General features: G+C 41.5%; 14 protein-coding genes. 12 read left to right on the top strand and 2 right to left on the bottom strand.

Annotated elements, in window-relative coordinates; genetic code table 11:
- Positions 1 to 33 precede the first annotated feature (33 nt).
- The 9 genes from LJE11_RS15340 to LJE11_RS15300 all read left to right on the top strand — a co-directional run bounded on the left by LJE11_RS15340 (position 34) and on the right by LJE11_RS15300 (position 9,341).
- A complete protein-coding gene (locus LJE11_RS15340) occupies positions 34 to 942 on the top strand; it encodes a LysR family transcriptional regulator (protein ID WP_008706769.1) in 909 nt (302 codons plus the stop codon).
- 514 nt (positions 943 to 1,456) lie between these two features.
- Positions 1,457 to 2,401: a nickel ABC transporter permease gene (gene nikB / locus LJE11_RS15335; protein ID WP_008706768.1), complete on the top strand. Its 945-nt coding sequence runs from the start codon at positions 1,457 to 1,459 to the stop codon at positions 2,399 to 2,401.
- The gene (nikC, locus tag LJE11_RS15330) at positions 2,398 to 3,264 is read left to right on the top strand and encodes a nickel transporter permease (protein WP_227296180.1); all 867 of its coding nucleotides are present in this window, start codon (positions 2,398 to 2,400) and stop codon (positions 3,262 to 3,264) included. Before nikB ends, nikC begins: the two co-directional genes overlap by 4 nt.
- A gap of 34 nt (positions 3,265 to 3,298) precedes the next feature.
- Positions 3,299 to 4,837, top strand: a complete 1,539-nt coding sequence (locus LJE11_RS15325) for an ABC transporter substrate-binding protein (RefSeq protein ID WP_227296178.1) — start codon at positions 3,299 to 3,301, stop codon at positions 4,835 to 4,837.
- Positions 4,838 to 4,977: 140 nt separating this feature from the next.
- Entirely contained in the window at positions 4,978 to 5,865 is an 888-nt protein-coding gene (locus tag LJE11_RS15320; protein WP_331466305.1) for an ABC transporter ATP-binding protein, read from the top strand.
- On the top strand, positions 5,862 to 6,623 hold the full coding sequence (locus LJE11_RS15315; protein ID WP_227296176.1) for an ABC transporter ATP-binding protein: 762 nt from the start codon (positions 5,862 to 5,864) through the stop codon (positions 6,621 to 6,623). Before LJE11_RS15320 ends, LJE11_RS15315 begins: the two co-directional genes overlap by 4 nt.
- A 181-nt stretch (positions 6,624 to 6,804) precedes the next feature.
- Positions 6,805 to 7,809 carry a cobalt transporter CbiM gene (gene cbiM, locus LJE11_RS15310; RefSeq protein ID WP_055058114.1) on the top strand — a complete coding sequence of 335 codons (1,005 nt, stop codon included), beginning with the start codon at positions 6,805 to 6,807 and terminating at the stop codon, positions 7,807 to 7,809.
- A 3-nt stretch (positions 7,810 to 7,812) separates the two neighbouring features.
- Positions 7,813 to 8,637 (top strand): energy-coupling factor transporter transmembrane component T family protein, encoded by an 825-nt coding sequence (locus LJE11_RS15305; protein ID WP_227296174.1) that lies wholly within the window; start codon positions 7,813 to 7,815, stop codon positions 8,635 to 8,637.
- Between the two features lie 32 nt (positions 8,638 to 8,669).
- Positions 8,670 to 9,341 carry an energy-coupling factor ABC transporter ATP-binding protein gene (locus tag LJE11_RS15300; protein WP_227296172.1) on the top strand — a complete coding sequence of 224 codons (672 nt, stop codon included), beginning with the start codon at positions 8,670 to 8,672 and terminating at the stop codon, positions 9,339 to 9,341.
- A 325-nt stretch (positions 9,342 to 9,666) separates the two neighbouring features.
- Here LJE11_RS15300 and LJE11_RS15295 read toward each other — a convergent pair whose 3' ends face one another.
- Positions 9,667 to 10,209, bottom strand: coding sequence for a TIGR00730 family Rossman fold protein (locus LJE11_RS15295; protein WP_227296170.1), 543 nt, complete (start codon positions 10,207 to 10,209; stop codon positions 9,667 to 9,669).
- Between the two features lie 38 nt (positions 10,210 to 10,247).
- Complete coding sequence (locus LJE11_RS15290) at positions 10,248 to 11,180, bottom strand: AEC family transporter (protein ID WP_227296168.1); 933 nt, start codon at positions 11,178 to 11,180, stop codon at positions 10,248 to 10,250.
- Positions 11,181 to 11,374: 194 nt separating this feature from the next.
- Here LJE11_RS15290 and LJE11_RS15285 point away from each other — a divergent pair, with 194 nt between their 5' ends.
- From LJE11_RS15285 to LJE11_RS15275, 3 genes are all read left to right on the top strand, one after another.
- Positions 11,375 to 11,827: a MarR family winged helix-turn-helix transcriptional regulator gene (locus LJE11_RS15285; protein WP_008706749.1), complete on the top strand. Its 453-nt coding sequence runs from the start codon at positions 11,375 to 11,377 to the stop codon at positions 11,825 to 11,827.
- Complete coding sequence (locus tag LJE11_RS15280; RefSeq protein WP_020993560.1) at positions 11,817 to 13,160, top strand: MATE family efflux transporter; 1,344 nt, start codon at positions 11,817 to 11,819, stop codon at positions 13,158 to 13,160. The genes LJE11_RS15285 and LJE11_RS15280 overlap by 11 nt, the downstream gene beginning before the upstream one ends.
- A 74-nt stretch (positions 13,161 to 13,234) precedes the next feature.
- Complete coding sequence (locus LJE11_RS15275; RefSeq protein WP_008706744.1) at positions 13,235 to 14,512, top strand: L-cysteine desulfidase family protein; 1,278 nt, start codon at positions 13,235 to 13,237, stop codon at positions 14,510 to 14,512.
- Positions 14,513 to 14,984: the final 472 nt, after the last annotated feature.

Below are 14,984 nucleotides of genomic sequence, written 5' to 3'. Positions count from 1 at the left end.
GCGGATAAAAACAGAAAGAGGGATAAAATCTTTATGGATTTAAAACAATTACAGTATTTCGTAGTATGTGCGCAGACTGGTTCATTCAGTGATGCTGCGAAAAATCTGTATTCTACACAGCCCAGTGTCAGCAAGGTGATCAAGGGACTGGAAGATACGCTGGGAATGCAGCTTTTTGAACGGCTGCCAAGAGGAATCAGACTGACAGTACAGGGGCATAAGATGTATGAATATGCGTCGAAAATTATAAATGAAGTAAATGTTCTGGAAAATATGGCTTCCAGCGGAATGACAAAATGGATAAGGATATCTCTAAATCCCAGTTCCTGGTTTGCCAATCAGTTTGTGGATTTTTATAATGAAACCTATGAAAAAAAGTACCATTTCCAGGTAACAACAGCAGGCGTACAAAGCGTAATGGAAAGAGTCCGGGATTATATGGATGACATTGGTTTTGTATATATCCTCAGTCAGCAGAAGGAAAATTTCCTGTATGAACTGTCAAAAAACAAAATGTATTTTGAACCCATCTATGAAACAGATGTAATGCTGTATCCGGGAGGGCTGACAGAGCTTTACAATTCCGGCAAAGAGAGGGTAGAACTGGAAGATCTGAAGGACGTCCGTTTTATACAGAATTATCAGGATGAATTTTTTGACATCGGTGCTGTAAAAGAGGATGCATTCCAATGGAAGGATATTGATATTTCCGTGCTGACCAACAGTGATTATATTATGGAAAAAATGCTGAAGAACAGTAAGGTGGCAAATATAAGCGGAAGTTACCTGTCAGAAAACAAAGAAGGAACTACACCGGGAATCCCTCTGGATATTGGAGACAGTAAAGTGATTTTTGGTTTTATACTCCACAAAGGAGAAGAAATGGATGAGAGTGTGGCAGAGCTTGTGGAGTTTTTAAAGAGCAGACTGCCGAAGCATTAATTGCCGAAGCATTAATAAAAATTGCAGTTGACTTTTTAACTTATTTTGCATATACTAATAGTAGCTAAGAAATGAAGTGAAATTTCCATGAAGCGAAACGAAAGCCCTCAGAGTTGCCGCTCTGAGGGCTTTCTTGCTCGTTACGGAGAGCTGTTCCGTTTAGACTGTTGCTGTCTAATGTCCGCTGTCCAGCCATTTGCATATGTAGTAGCTAACTACGCCTGCTATGACAGAGACAAGAAATGAAGTAAAAATTGCTTCCATGAAACTCACCTCCTTCCTGCTGGAGGTTCGACAGCTCTTGTAGTATAACATAGTTTAGAACAAAATGGGATGGTTGTTTTAAATTATTGCTGATATAAAAAAAACCTATTCCAAAAATGACGGTAGATATTCAAATTAAGAATAGCTTATAACCCCCAGGGTGGGTTGTGGGCTATTTTTGCTTTTGTTAAACTGAACGGTGGCAAATTAGGAGTACAATTTTCAAAAATTATAAAATGGAGATAATCAAATGAGAAAATATGCATTCAGACGACTGCTTCAGCTGATTCCCATTTTATTTGCGATTACTTTTCTCTCTTATGGCATGATGCGGATTGCGGGAAGTGATGTAGTAACACAAAAAATGGAAAATACAGGACAGATCCTGTCAGAAGATAAGTTAAATGCAGCCAGAGAACAGCTGGGACTGGACAAACCATTTCTGACCCAGTATTTTGTGTGGCTTGGGAAATTGCTTCATGGAGATATGGGAAACAGCTATGTATCCAGTCTTCCGGTTTTTGATACGTTCATATCGAAGCTTCCGGCAACGCTGCTTCTTACAGTGACATCTATTTTGCTGACTATCATCATATCAATCCCTCTGGGGATTCTGTCAGCAGTAAAACAGAATACGATCACGGATTATCTGATCCGTTTATGCAGCTTTATAGGAAACAGTCTTCCTAATTTTTTTGTATCATTGCTGTTAATGTATTTTCTTGCGATCCGGTTGCGGATTTTTCCGGTTATATCCAAAGATGTAAGTTTAAAGAGTGTGGCAATGCCGGCGATCACTCTGGCAATTGCCATGTCAGCCAAGTATCTCCGCCAGGTCCGTGCAACTGTGCTGGATGAATTAAGCAAAGACTATGTGGCAGGAGCGAAAGCAAGAGGAGTAAAGTTTTCTGTCACTCTTTGGAAAAGTATTATGAAGGCTTCGCTGGTAACCATCATTACCTTGCTGATGCTGTCAGTGGGAAATCTGCTGGGAGGAACTGCAATCGTAGAATCAATCTTTATGTGGGATGGAGTTGGAAAGATGGCAGTAGATGCCATCTCCATGCGTGATTATCCTATTATTCAGGCCTATGTTATGTGGATGGCGATCATCTATGTTGTAGTAAATCTGCTTACAGATCTGTCATACCGGTTCCTGGATCCGAGAATCCGTCTGGGAGGTGTGAAACAATGAGTGAAAAGCAGAATAAAAATGTGACAGTGCGTGTACAGAAGATTAAGAAAAACCATATAAAACAAAAGCTGATCTTTTTTCTTATTCTTGCAATAGGGCTTGTAATACTTGCAATTTTTTCAGAGCATCTCTGTCCATATGACCCTTATGCACAGGATCTGGCAAGTGCACTTCAGCCCCCCAGTCTTCAGCATCCTATGGGAACAGATACATATGGGAGAGATATGCTGTCCAGAGTGATAAGTGGTGCAAGAGCCAGTATTTTCTCTACCTTTATCCTGGTTGCTGTGATCGCTGTGCTGGGAACAGCTGTGGGTGTATGCTGCGGATATTTTGGCGGAGCTGCAGATGCTGTTATGATGAGGATTTCAGATGTATGTCTTGCTTTCCCTGGGCTTGTATTTGCCATGGCGATCGCGGCTATTCTTGGGGGAGGCATTCAGAATGCTGTTATATCACTGGCAGTAGTAAGCTGGCCGAAATATTCACGTATTGCCAGAGGGCAGACTCTGGCATTAAAAGAGGAACCCTATATTCATGCTGCCATACTTGCAGGTGACAGCTCAGGTCAGATTATGCTCAGGCATATTCTTCCAAATATGCTGGGACCTGTTCTGGTAACAGCCATGCTTGATATCGGTACCATGATGATGGAACTTGCAGGTCTGTCATTTCTTGGACTGGGAGCACAGATTCCCATGGCTGAGTGGGGAAGTATGATGAGCAGCGGACGAAGTATGATCCAGACATATCCATGGTTAGTATTATCACCTGGAATTGCAATTTTTATATCTGTGGCAATTTTCAATCTGTTAGGTGATACAGTCCGTGACTATCTGGATCCGAAGAACAGCCGTTCATGATAAGTAATATGAAAACAAACGAGGAGGAAAGAAAATGAGAGCAAAGAAATTTCTGGCAATGGCAATTGCCCTGGGACTGGCGGTAGGAGCGACAGCTATGCCAACACTGGCAGCAGACAAAAAGACATTTGTATTTGGTGATACCACCTTTAATGCGGAAAATGAAGAGGCAGATATTAATCCACAAAATACATATGCAGGATGGGCGTGTATCCGTTATGGAGTAGGGGAAACTCTTTTCCGTTATTCCGATACCATGGAGATAGAGCCATGGATCGCAAAAGAGTATGAAAATATTGACGAGCTGACCTGGAAGATCACACTGAATGACGGAGTTGTGTTCTCCAATGGACGTGCCTGTGACGGAGAGGCAGTAAAGGAAAGCCTGGAGGCTCTGGTTGCCAATCATGAGCGTGCAGCAGGAGATCTCTGCATTGATACTATCGAGGCTGACGGAAATACTGTTACCATAAAGACTACAGAACCGAAGCCTGCACTGATCAATTATCTCAGTGATCCTTATGGATGCATTATTGATATGCAGGCAGGTGTCAGTGATGATGGGATCGTGATTGGTACAGGTCCTTATGTGGCAACTGAACTGGTGACAGATGATCATGTTAATCTTGTAAAGAATGAAAACTACTGGAATGGAGATGTAAATGTGGATGAGATCACTGTCCGCACAATTTCTGACGGTGATACACTGGCAATGGCTCTTCAGGCAGGGGAGATCAATGCTGCCTATGGTATGGCATATGCAAGCTATCCCTTATTTGAAAATGATGATTTTACATTTACCAGTACAGCTACAAGCCGTGCATTCTATGCATGGATGAACTTTGAAAGTCCTGTAACATCTGACCCTGCAGTGCGCAAAGCAATTGCCATGGGTATTGATAAGGACAGCTTTGTGTCTGTGCTTCTGAATGGATATGGATATCCTGCAGTCGGTGCTTTCCCGGATACTTTCTCTTTTGGCGGACAGAATCTGACAACAGAGAGCTATGATCCTGATGGGGCAAAGAAGGTTCTGGAGGAAGCTGGATGGGTGGATTCCGATGGTGACGGTATCCGTGAAAAAGACGGACAGAAACTGGAAATCCGCTGGCTTACTTATCCAAGCCGTCAGGAGCTTCCGCTTCTTGCAGAGTCTGCACAGGCGATCTTAAAAGAAATCGGTATGGATGTTCAGGTGAATTGTACCTCTGATAATAATACTATCCGTAAAGATCCTACATTATGGGATGTATATGCAAGTGCCATGGTAACTGCACCTACAGGAGATCCGGAGTATTTCTTCACTTCCTGTACACTGGATGAATCTGCAAGCAATAACGGACATTATCACAGTGATAAACTGGAAGATCTGGAAAAACAGATGAAGCAAGAATTTGATGCAGATAAGCGTTCAGATCTGGCAATCCAGATGCAGCAGACAATCCTGGATGATAATGCCTATGTATTCTGTTCTCACCTGAGAATGAGTATGATCATGCAGTCTAATGTAACAGGACTGACTGCACATCCATGTGATTATTATGAACTGACAGCAGATCTGGATATTAACTAAACTTGAACGATGATATTTCAGGGGTAAAAGGTATTTTGCGTTACTGCTCACATATCACTATTCCGCGAGGTGTTTTGGCATGAATATGCCAAAATCCCGAGACATACAAGCCAAAATTCCATTGCCGCAGGCAATCTGGAATGAATTTTGGCTACGTTACTGAGAACGGAGTGGGAGTGAACAGTAACTATTTTGCCCCTGATTTGGTAAGGATTAACAAGGATGGTTTACAGATGGATAGAAAAATACTGACCTACGATTCCGTAGAGATATCATTTGGCGGAAAAGCGGTGGTTCATGATGTGAGTTTCTCCCTTGAACATGGAGAAATACTTGGTCTTGTGGGGGAATCAGGCAGTGGAAAAAGCACTCTGATCAAAGCTGCAATGGGACTTCTGGGATCGGATGGTCTTGTGACAAGAGGAGATATCCGATATATGGATCAGAATATCCTGGATATACCGGAGAAAGAAAAAAGAAAGATCAGAGGTGCAGGAATTGGAATGATTTTTCAGGATGCAGGTGCCTCTCTGTGTCCGATTCGCACCATCGGAGAGCAGATTTACGAAAGTATGTGTGCACATACAAAGATAACAAGAAGTGAGGCTAAAACCAGGGCAATGGATCTGTTTGACAAACTGAATTTTAAGGATAGCCAGCGCGTGTGGGACAGTTATCCATTTGAACTGTCAGGCGGAATGAATCAGAGAGCAGGTATTGCAATTGCCATGCTTATGAATCCGCCCATCCTATTTGCGGATGAACCGACCAGTGCTTTGGATGTGTCTGTACAGCGTCAGGTTGTAAGGGAAATGCTTAAGTTAAGAGAGTTGTTTGGAACTGCAATTGTGATCGTGACACATGATATCGGGGTAGTCCGGGCAATGGCAGATACTCTGTTGGTTTTGAAAAATGGCAAAACAGTAGAATATGGCACAGCAGACCGTGTACTGGATCATCCCCGCGATCCGTATACCAGGAAATTGCTGGAGGCTGTACCAAAGCTGCAAAGGAAGGTTAGAGTATGAGCATACTTTTAGAGGCAGAACATTTAACAAAAATATTTACCCAGAGAGGAAAAAATCCTTTGAAAGCGGTAAAGGATGTAAGCTTTACACTAAAAAAAGGAGAAACGCTGGGAATCGTAGGAGAATCCGGCAGCGGGAAAAGTACCATAGCAAAGCTGCTCACCCGGCTGACTGATATCACAGAGGGCACACTGAAATTTGAAGGAAAAGATATTACAAGACTGAAGCAAAGTCAGCTGAAAGAGGTATATGGAGATATACAGATGGTTTTTCAGAATCCGGTGGGTTCTTTTGATCCCAGAAGGACACTGGGTGACGGAATTGGTGAGAGTCTTAGAAACCGTGGAATGAAAAAGGCTGATGTGGAGAAAAGAGTAGCAGAATTGCTTGAGCAGTGCGGCCTTGAGAAGGAATATGCAAAAAGATATCCTCATGAGGTAAGTGGCGGACAGTGTCAGCGGGCTGCGATAGCAAGAGCTCTGGCAGTAGAACCAAAAGTTCTGATCTGTGATGAGGCAACCAGTGCTCTGGATGTAACCATACAGAAACAAATCATGGAGCTTCTGGAAGACCTGAAAGAGAAGAATGGGCTGTCTTTTATTTTTATTTGTCATAATCTGGCCCTTGTCCAGATGTTCTGTGACAGGGTTCTGGTACTGTATGAGGGAAAAGTAGTGGAAAGCGGAATTCCCGATGATATCATCAATGAACCCAAGGAAGAGTATACACAGAGACTGGTGGATGCGGTACTTTCGTGAATGTGATTTTTTTTGAAGTGCGATAGTGGTATGAAAAATACAGGCAAAACTATGCCGGATAAGAATATATAGATATCCCCTTGGGTGGGTTGTTGACGCTTTAATGTGGTGCTACAATACAGTTGCTTGTAAGGTGCGCGCCAGATAAAAATAATATTTTCACAGGAAAGGAAGTATATTTATGCATATACCTGAAAATTATTTAAGCCCGTCAACATGTGCTGTAATGACAGCAGCCATGCTTCCGGTGTGGGGATATTCTATTCATAAAATAAAAACAGAGATACCGAAATCAAAGATGCCGCTTCTTGGTATTGGGGCAGCCTTTTCATTTCTGGGAATGATGTTTAATGTTCCGCTTCCGGGCGGTACAACAGGACATGCAGTAGGGGGAACTCTTATTGCCATACTGACAGGAAGTCCTGCAGCCGGGTGCATGGCGGTTTCTATTGCTCTGCTGATACAGGCACTTCTTTTTGGAGATGGCGGAATCCTTGCATTTGGGGCAAACTGTTTTAATATGGCATTTATATTGCCATATCTGGGTTTTTTCCTGTACAAGCTCCTTTTGAAGAAAACAGGTATGCGTAAGCTCAGTGCGGCAATTGGTTCATATATAGGTATTAATGCTGCGGCCTTTTGTGCAGCTGTTGAATTTGGTATTCAGCCACTGCTGTTCAAAAATGCAGAAGGCCAGGCTCTTTATTGTCCGTATCCGCTAAGTGTATCAATACCTGCAATGATGATCGGACATATTACATTATTTGGTCTGGCAGAGATTATTCTGACAGTAGTGGTACTTACCTTTGTTGAAAAAGTTACACCAAAAGCATTGGATGCTGTTCCGGATAAGACAGCATTTAAACCACTGTATATACTGATGGCTGTTCTCATCGTACTGACTCCTCTGGGACTTCTGGCAACCGGTACTGCCTGGGGTGAATGGGGTGCTGATGAAATCGCTGGTCTGGTAAGTGGCGGAAGCCAGCTTGGATACACTCCGTCAGGAATGACCAATGGATTTGAACTGTCAACTTTGTTTCCTGATTATTCTATGTCCGGGTTACCTGAGTGGACAGGATATATTCTTTCGGCTATTGTAGGCGTGGCACTTCTGGTGATTATTTTTAAGATTATTTCTTCAATGATGAAAGAGAAAGTTGATTTTAAAAAGAAGGCTGCATAACAGATGAATGATCATAAAAAAGAAGAAACTATGCTTCCAGACTGGATGTGTTCCGGAGAAACTTATGTTCCATCTAAAGATAAAGAAGCATTTTTAACAAAAAGTACGAAATCAGTTTTATCTGTGCTTGCAAAAATGGGATTTTATGAAGGGAAGGATAGCAGATTTTCTGCTGCTCCTTCTCTGAAATTGTTTTATACACTTCTGTATATTGTTCTTACTGCATGTTCGGGAAATTATCTGTTTACTCTGATCATGTGTGCAGCAGTGACGGTCAGACTGGCGTTTTTTCCGGCAAAAGCCATCCGGCAGATTCTGAGTGGAACAGCAGGTGCGGTTCTGTTTTCTGTATTGATCCTTCTACCATCTGTATTTATGGGAACTCCTCAGACTTTAATGAATATTACTTCAAGAGTATATGTATCTGTAACTCTGGTTGGTATTTTATCATCAGGGACATCCTGGAATAAACTGACAGGGAGTATGAGAACTTTTCGGCTGCCATCCATATTTATTTTTACGCTGGATATTACTTTGAAATATATTTCGGTGCTTGGAGAGATATGTGCAGCTATTCTTACGTCTGTCCGGTTAAGGTCAGTGGGAAAGAATCCTCAGAAAGCCAAAGCTTTGTCAGGTGTGTTGGGAATCTCATTTCTGAAATCTGGTGAAATGGCGGAAGAAATGCATGCAGCAATGTGCTGTCGTGGATTTACAGGAGAGTATAAGAAAAAGCAGAAATACACGTTATGTGCAGCGGATATTTTCAGCACTTTTATTATGGCTGGATGTATTGTATTGTTCTGGTATCTGAACAGAAAGATATGATAATTGACAGGAAAAGACAGAAGAGGGCAGTTATGATCAGACTTGAGAATGTATGTTTTGCATATGAAAAAGAAATTGCACTGAGATATGTGGATCTTCACATAAACAGAGGAGATTCTATAGTTATCCAGGGACCTAACGGATGTGGAAAATCAACACTGATTAAACTATTGAATGGAATTATTTTTCCATCGGAAGGAAAATATTTTTATCAGGGACATGAAATTAATGAAAAAGCGTTAAAAAACAGCCAGTTTGCAAAATGGTTTCATCAGCAGATGGGATATGTGTTTCAGAATGCAGATACCCAGCTTTTCTGTGGAAGTGTGGAGGAGGAAATTGCATTTGGCCCGGTCCAGATGGGACTTTCGGAAGCGGAAATTAAAAAAAGAACAGAAGACTGCCTGCACTTATTTGGATTGGAAAAACTAAGAAATAGACCACCCTATCATCTGAGTGGAGGGGAGAAAAGAAAGGTTTCACTGGCATGTATTCTTTCGTTGAATCCTGAGGTTCTGATTTTGGATGAACCTCTTGCAGGACTTGATGAAAAAACACAGGATATGCTGGTGGATTTTCTGCAGAGTTTTCATAAAGCAGGAAAAACGTTGATTACGATTACACATAACAGACAACTGGCTGAAACTATCGGTACCAGATTTGCCTGTATGAATGAAGAACATGAACTGAAGATGCTATCATAATATTGATAATTATCTTTTCGTTAAAAAAAGTACTTCCTGCGGACGAAGTACTTTTTTTAATGAGTTTTTAGATGCGCATTGCGCGGAGGTCTGTGCACCTTTATTTGTTGTTTGACACAAATCTTTGTGCGGATACATGGATCATTAAGTATCTCGCTGACTGATATTTAATGATCTCTGCATTGATTATATTTTAACAAAATTATGGGAAAGAACAAGCCTCCCAGGGGGATTTCAAACCATGAAAAAAGTAGTATGAACTATGCAATATATGAATAGGTAAATATCCCCCAGGGGTGTTTGACAATTGTTTACGATCTGAATTTTACTTAGTTACTGTAGCCAGAAGTGCTTTAATATCTTCCATATCATCAGCAAAATAAATTCCCTGCTGACGATTTTCTGAGGACAGCCCCATCTTGATCATATGGTCAAGAAGCTGCTTCAGGCTGTCATAATATCCATTCAGGTTATACAGAATACAGGGGGCATTAAGGTGTTTTAAGGAAACCATGGACATAACTTCTGTGATTTCTTCCAGAGTACCGGTGCCTCCTGGAAATGCAATAAATGCATCACCTAGTTCAATCATTTTTGCTTTTCTTTCAGCCATATCTTTTGTGACAATCAGTTCTGTGATCTCATCATACTGCAGTTCAGAATCTATAAAAAACTGTGGTTCCACGCCTGTTACTTTTCCTCCGGCATTCAGCACACTTTCTGCTATCTGTCCCATAAGACCGGACTTTGAACCTCCATATACCAGAGAATTTCCGCTTTCTCCAATCCATGTACCAAGTTCCCGGACAGCATCTCCAAGTGCCGGATCATTTCCCTCCAAAGCTCCAAGATAAACGGTAATATTCATTGTAATTTCCTTTCTTTTTTCATGTACAGGTAATTGTTTTATATAACTGCCTCAAATAATATTACCATCAGCGGCATTGTAATAATTGAGAACAGTGTAGTCATGACATTGATGGCACTGGCATAGCGTGAATCATTTCCGTATACCTGGCACATCTGGGTTATTGTGGAAGCAGACGGTGTGATGATCGCCAGAAAGACAATAAGCATGATTTTATTTCCGTCTGCAGAGAACATAGCCAGATGGCTGATCTTAATCATTACAAGTGCAAGCAAAGGCACTGCGATCAGACGAAGAAATGATACAAAATATACTCTTTTGTCAGCAAAAATCTGTTTCAGATTCATTCCTGCAAACAGCATACCGGTTACGATCATACTGGTCGGTCCTATCATGCTGCCCACTGAGCCAAGAGTATTATTGATGATCTCCGGCAAATGGATTTTTGCGAAAAAAAGTACAACACCGATAAAAATAGAAATCATGTTAATATTTAACACAATCTTTTTCCAGTCGTAGGAAGATTCCCGGCTGATAATCTTTTTGCAGTGTGTCCACAGAAAGATAAGCTGCACACTCATAAAAACACATCCATATAAAACCCAGTCCTGTCCAAGAATAAAGGTCACAATGGGTACGATCAAATTTCCTGAATTAGAATAATAAACAGAAGCAATTTCTACTTCATTCAGATGTAAAAGCTTTCCGGCTATGGAGATAATGATCAGGAGAAGAACCTGGGTCATGACAGATGCAGCCAGAGCAAGCAGCAATCCCTTTACAGTATCCATCGTGTAATCTACCTGAAAAGCATTGATGATTACACAGGGAATGATTAGATAGAGAATGATTTTGGATAAAACCTTGCTGTCTTCATTTTTTACAAGCCCAACTTTCACGATCAAATATCCCATGAAGATCATAAGAAATAATTGAATGATCTGTTCCATGAGCAGTATGCTGATATTCATAAACTTATCCACCTCATATTCTTAAAAGTGTCCGTCATCGGAAATATTGTATTTACCCGATTTCTGATGTCGGAACTCATTATAGAACTTTCCAGATTACGGTTCAATAGTAATTTTGGTGGTTGACAAATTTCAGAATCCGCATATAATTATCAATGGTAATTAACAAAGATAATTATATAGGAGCGTACAATATGACAACTGAAAAAATCAAGCGAATGCTGGATGCATGCTATCAGGCGAAGCGGATACGGGAATTGCTTCCGCCGCTGCCACAGGGAGTTACCCCGTCTTACATTCAGTATCTGGATAACATTCATGCATTGGAAAAACAGGGAATCCAGGTAAAGATATCGGATATCAGTGATGTAATGAATCTTCCACGTCCCGGTGTTACCAGAACTGTAAAGGAAATGGAAACAAAGGGATATCTCCGGAAAATTTCTTCCCCGGATGACGGACGTGTCACTTATATATCCATTACAGAAGAAGGAAGAAAACTGTCACAGAAATATAATGAGTATTATTTTGGGGAACTGGTTCCCTATCTCAGTGAGATATCCGAAGAGGAAGCTGACTGCATGATCCGGACAATTGAGAAATTTTACCAGATCATGTGTGAGAGGAGGAATCACTATGACAAATGATAGATCTGATTTCACACAGGGAAATATTCTGAAAAAGCTGGTTTCTTTTATGATGCCCATTCTCGGGGCACTGATCCTGCAGGCAGCATATGGTGCAGTTGACCTTCTTGTTGTGGGAAGGTTTGGCTCTACTGCCGGACTTTCTGCAGTTTCTACAGGCAGCCAGGTCTTAAACCTGGTTACTTTTGTGGTTGTACAGTTTGCAATGGGTATTACAGTTCTGATCGCCCGCTATCTGGGAGAAAGAAGACCGGAAAAGATAGGAGCTGTTATCGGCGGCGGTGCAATTGTGTTTACAATGATTTCGGCTGTGCTGTTTGTTATAATGGTAGCTTTTGCACATCCGATTTCTGTGCTGATGCAGGCGCCGGAATCAGCCGTCAGTCTTACATCCAGTTATGTACGTATCTGTGGCGGCGGTATTTTCTTTATTGTAGCTTACAACCTGCTGTCTGCAATTTTTCGTGGACTGGGTGACAGTAAATCGCCGCTTCTGTTTGTGCTGGTGGCATGTATTGTAAATGTGATCGGAGATCTGGTGCTGGTAGCGGGACTTCATATGGATGCAGCCGGAGCTGCTATTGCAACAGTTGCTGCTCAGGCACTTAGCGTGGTATTCGCACTTATCCTGCTTGTTAAAATGAAACTTCCGTTTACGATCACAAAAAAAGACTTCAGGCTGAATGTACAGTGCAAAAGATTTCTTCAGATCGGACTTCCTCTTGCATTGCAGGAATGTCTAACACAGATTTCCTTTCTTGCGCTCTGCGCATTCGTAAATCGTCTGGGACTGGAGGCTTCGTCCGGCTACGGGGTTGCCTGCAAAATCGTTAACTTCGCCATGCTGGTACCAAGTTCTCTGATGCAGTCTATGGCATCCTTTGTATCCCAGAACATAGGAGCGGGCAAGAAAAAACGAGCAAAACAGTCCATGTTTACAGGAATCGGAGTAGGGCTTGCTGTGGGATGTGTGGTATTTATACTGGTTATGTTCAAAGGTGATATGCTGGCTGGCATTTTCTCCACAGATGCAGAAGTTATCAGTAATGCATTTGACTATCTGAAAGGCTTTGCACCGGAAACCATAGTGACAGCAATCCTGTTCAGTATGATTGGCTATTTCAATGGAAATAACAAGACAGTCTGGGTAATGATCCAGGGACTGATCCAGACACTTCTGGTACGTTTGCCACTGGCATATTTTATGAGTATACAGCCAGATGCAAATCTTACCAAGATCGGACTGGCTGCCCCTGTGGCAACAGTAACGGGAATTATCCTGAATGTGGGATTTTATATATACCTGAACCGCACAGAAAATACACCGGGCTGATTCTTTCTGGACATTCTGATAGTATTATGTCATACTTGAATAAATATTAAAAATGAACAGGAGACATCAGCACAATGTTAGATGAGAGAATATATCAGAATTACATAGGCATTCTGAAAGAAGAAATGGTTCCTGCAATGGGGTGTACAGAACCGATCGCACTGGCATATGGAGCAGCCAGAGCACGAGAAGTTCTGGGAAAAGAACCGGAACATATCACTGCAAAATGCAGTGGAAACATTATAAAAAATGTCCGTTGTGTTATCATTCCAAACTCCGGCGGATTGACTGGAATTGAAGCAGGTGTAGTCCTTGGTGCAGTAGCCGGAGACCCATTATTGAATATGGAAGTTCTTTCGAAGGTAAATGAATCCGGAAGAAAGAGATGTTGTGAACTTCTGGACAAAAAGATATGCAAAGTAGAACTTCTGGACTCCCCGGTAGTCCTGCACTTTATCATAGAAATGCAGGCAGGGGATGACACAGTAAGTCTGGAGATCAAATACGATCATATAAATGTAACAAAGATCGTAAAGAACCAGGAAGTCCTGCTGGATTCAGATCATAAATCCGGTGAAACTCCGGCTGCAGCAGACAGAACTCTGCTCAATCTGGAAGACATTAAAACATTTGCAGATACGGTGGAGCTTGATGATGTCAAAGAAATTATAGAAAATCAGATCCGCAGCAATATGGCAATCGCCCATGAAGGAATGACTGGTAAATACGGTCTTGGAATCGGCCGGATCATCCGTGAAACCTACTCCAATGATATGCTCACGAAAATGCGCAGCCTTACAGCCGCAGCTTCCGAAGCCAGAATGGGCGGATGTGACATGCCGGTAGTCATCAACTCAGGCAGCGGAAACCAGGGAATTGCCTGTTCTGTACCTCTGATCGTATATGCCAGAGAAATGGAACTTCCGGACTATGTACTTTACCGCGCACTGGTATTTTCTAACCTCTTAACTGTATACCAGAAACAGTACATTGGTAAACTTTCCGCATTTTGCGGTGCGGTATCCGCATCCTGTGCAGCCGGTGCGGGGATTACCTACATGGGAGGTGGCGAACTTTCAGTGATCAAGAAGACCATAGAGAATACTCTTGCCAATATTCCGGGAATCATCTGTGATGGAGCGAAAATATCCTGTGCAGCGAAAATCGCCGCCAGTCTTGATGCTGCATTCCTGGCACATCACCTTGCTATGAACGGTCAGTCCTATGCGCCATATACCGGAATCCTCAAGGAAGAAGCCGGCGAAACCATCAGCTGTGTAGGACAGATCGGCAAAGAAGGAATGAAAGAAACAGACAAAGAAATTCTGCGGATTATGTTAGAGCGTGTTTGATTTTATGACAAAGTAAAAAAGACCGATATATTCTCCTGCTGAAAAAAAGACATAATTGCACTGGTTTTGTGATAAGACAAGAAAAAATAATGACTATAAATTTCAATTCATCTATTATGTTCATTTGAAAATAGGAATATAAATGACCTGAAACGAAAAAAGTATAATTACGGTCATCTTAAGAAACCGATGAAAATGACCTGAAACGAAAAAAGTACAATTACAGTCATGTATAGAAGAGAATATGAATGACTTAAAACAAGAAAAGCAGAATTACGGTCATCTTAAAATGAAATTATGAATGACTTGGAATAAAGAAAGTGAAGAATAGAGTCAATATAAAGAGATTTTTTGTTTGACTGAATTTGCTGAAAATAAAATTTAACAACCGTAGCAAGAATTCCCTCACCTCTATAGGGACGCCACTGAAAAACTATTTTTATACACATTATATAGTAGATTAAAACAAATA

Origin of the sequence: Blautia sp. DFI.1.216 (assembly GCF_020594215.1) — a bacterium.
Classification (GTDB): Bacteria; Bacillota; Clostridia; order Lachnospirales; family Lachnospiraceae; genus Blautia_A; species Blautia_A wexlerae.
This window is presented reverse-complemented; position numbering and strand designations above follow the sequence as displayed.

Coding starts and splice junctions, on each gene's coding strand:
- LJE11_RS15340 (WP_008706769.1), top strand. CDS start 34: ATGGATTTAAAACAATTACAGTATTTCGTAGTATGTGCGCAGACTGGT.
- nikB (WP_008706768.1), top strand. CDS start 1,457: ATGAGAAAATATGCATTCAGACGACTGCTTCAGCTGATTCCCATTTTA.
- nikC (WP_227296180.1), top strand. CDS start 2,398: ATGAGTGAAAAGCAGAATAAAAATGTGACAGTGCGTGTACAGAAGATT.
- LJE11_RS15325 (WP_227296178.1), top strand. CDS start 3,299: ATGAGAGCAAAGAAATTTCTGGCAATGGCAATTGCCCTGGGACTGGCG.
- LJE11_RS15320 (WP_331466305.1), top strand. CDS start 4,978: ATGAATTTTGGCTACGTTACTGAGAACGGAGTGGGAGTGAACAGTAAC.
- LJE11_RS15315 (WP_227296176.1), top strand. CDS start 5,862: ATGAGCATACTTTTAGAGGCAGAACATTTAACAAAAATATTTACCCAG.
- cbiM (WP_055058114.1), top strand. CDS start 6,805: ATGCATATACCTGAAAATTATTTAAGCCCGTCAACATGTGCTGTAATG.
- LJE11_RS15305 (WP_227296174.1), top strand. CDS start 7,813: ATGAATGATCATAAAAAAGAAGAAACTATGCTTCCAGACTGGATGTGT.
- LJE11_RS15300 (WP_227296172.1), top strand. CDS start 8,670: ATGATCAGACTTGAGAATGTATGTTTTGCATATGAAAAAGAAATTGCA.
- LJE11_RS15295 (WP_227296170.1), bottom strand. CDS start 10,209: ATGAATATTACCGTTTATCTTGGAGCTTTGGAGGGAAATGATCCGGCA.
- LJE11_RS15290 (WP_227296168.1), bottom strand. CDS start 11,180: ATGAATATCAGCATACTGCTCATGGAACAGATCATTCAATTATTTCTT.
- LJE11_RS15285 (WP_008706749.1), top strand. CDS start 11,375: ATGACAACTGAAAAAATCAAGCGAATGCTGGATGCATGCTATCAGGCG.
- LJE11_RS15280 (WP_020993560.1), top strand. CDS start 11,817: ATGACAAATGATAGATCTGATTTCACACAGGGAAATATTCTGAAAAAG.
- LJE11_RS15275 (WP_008706744.1), top strand. CDS start 13,235: ATGTTAGATGAGAGAATATATCAGAATTACATAGGCATTCTGAAAGAA.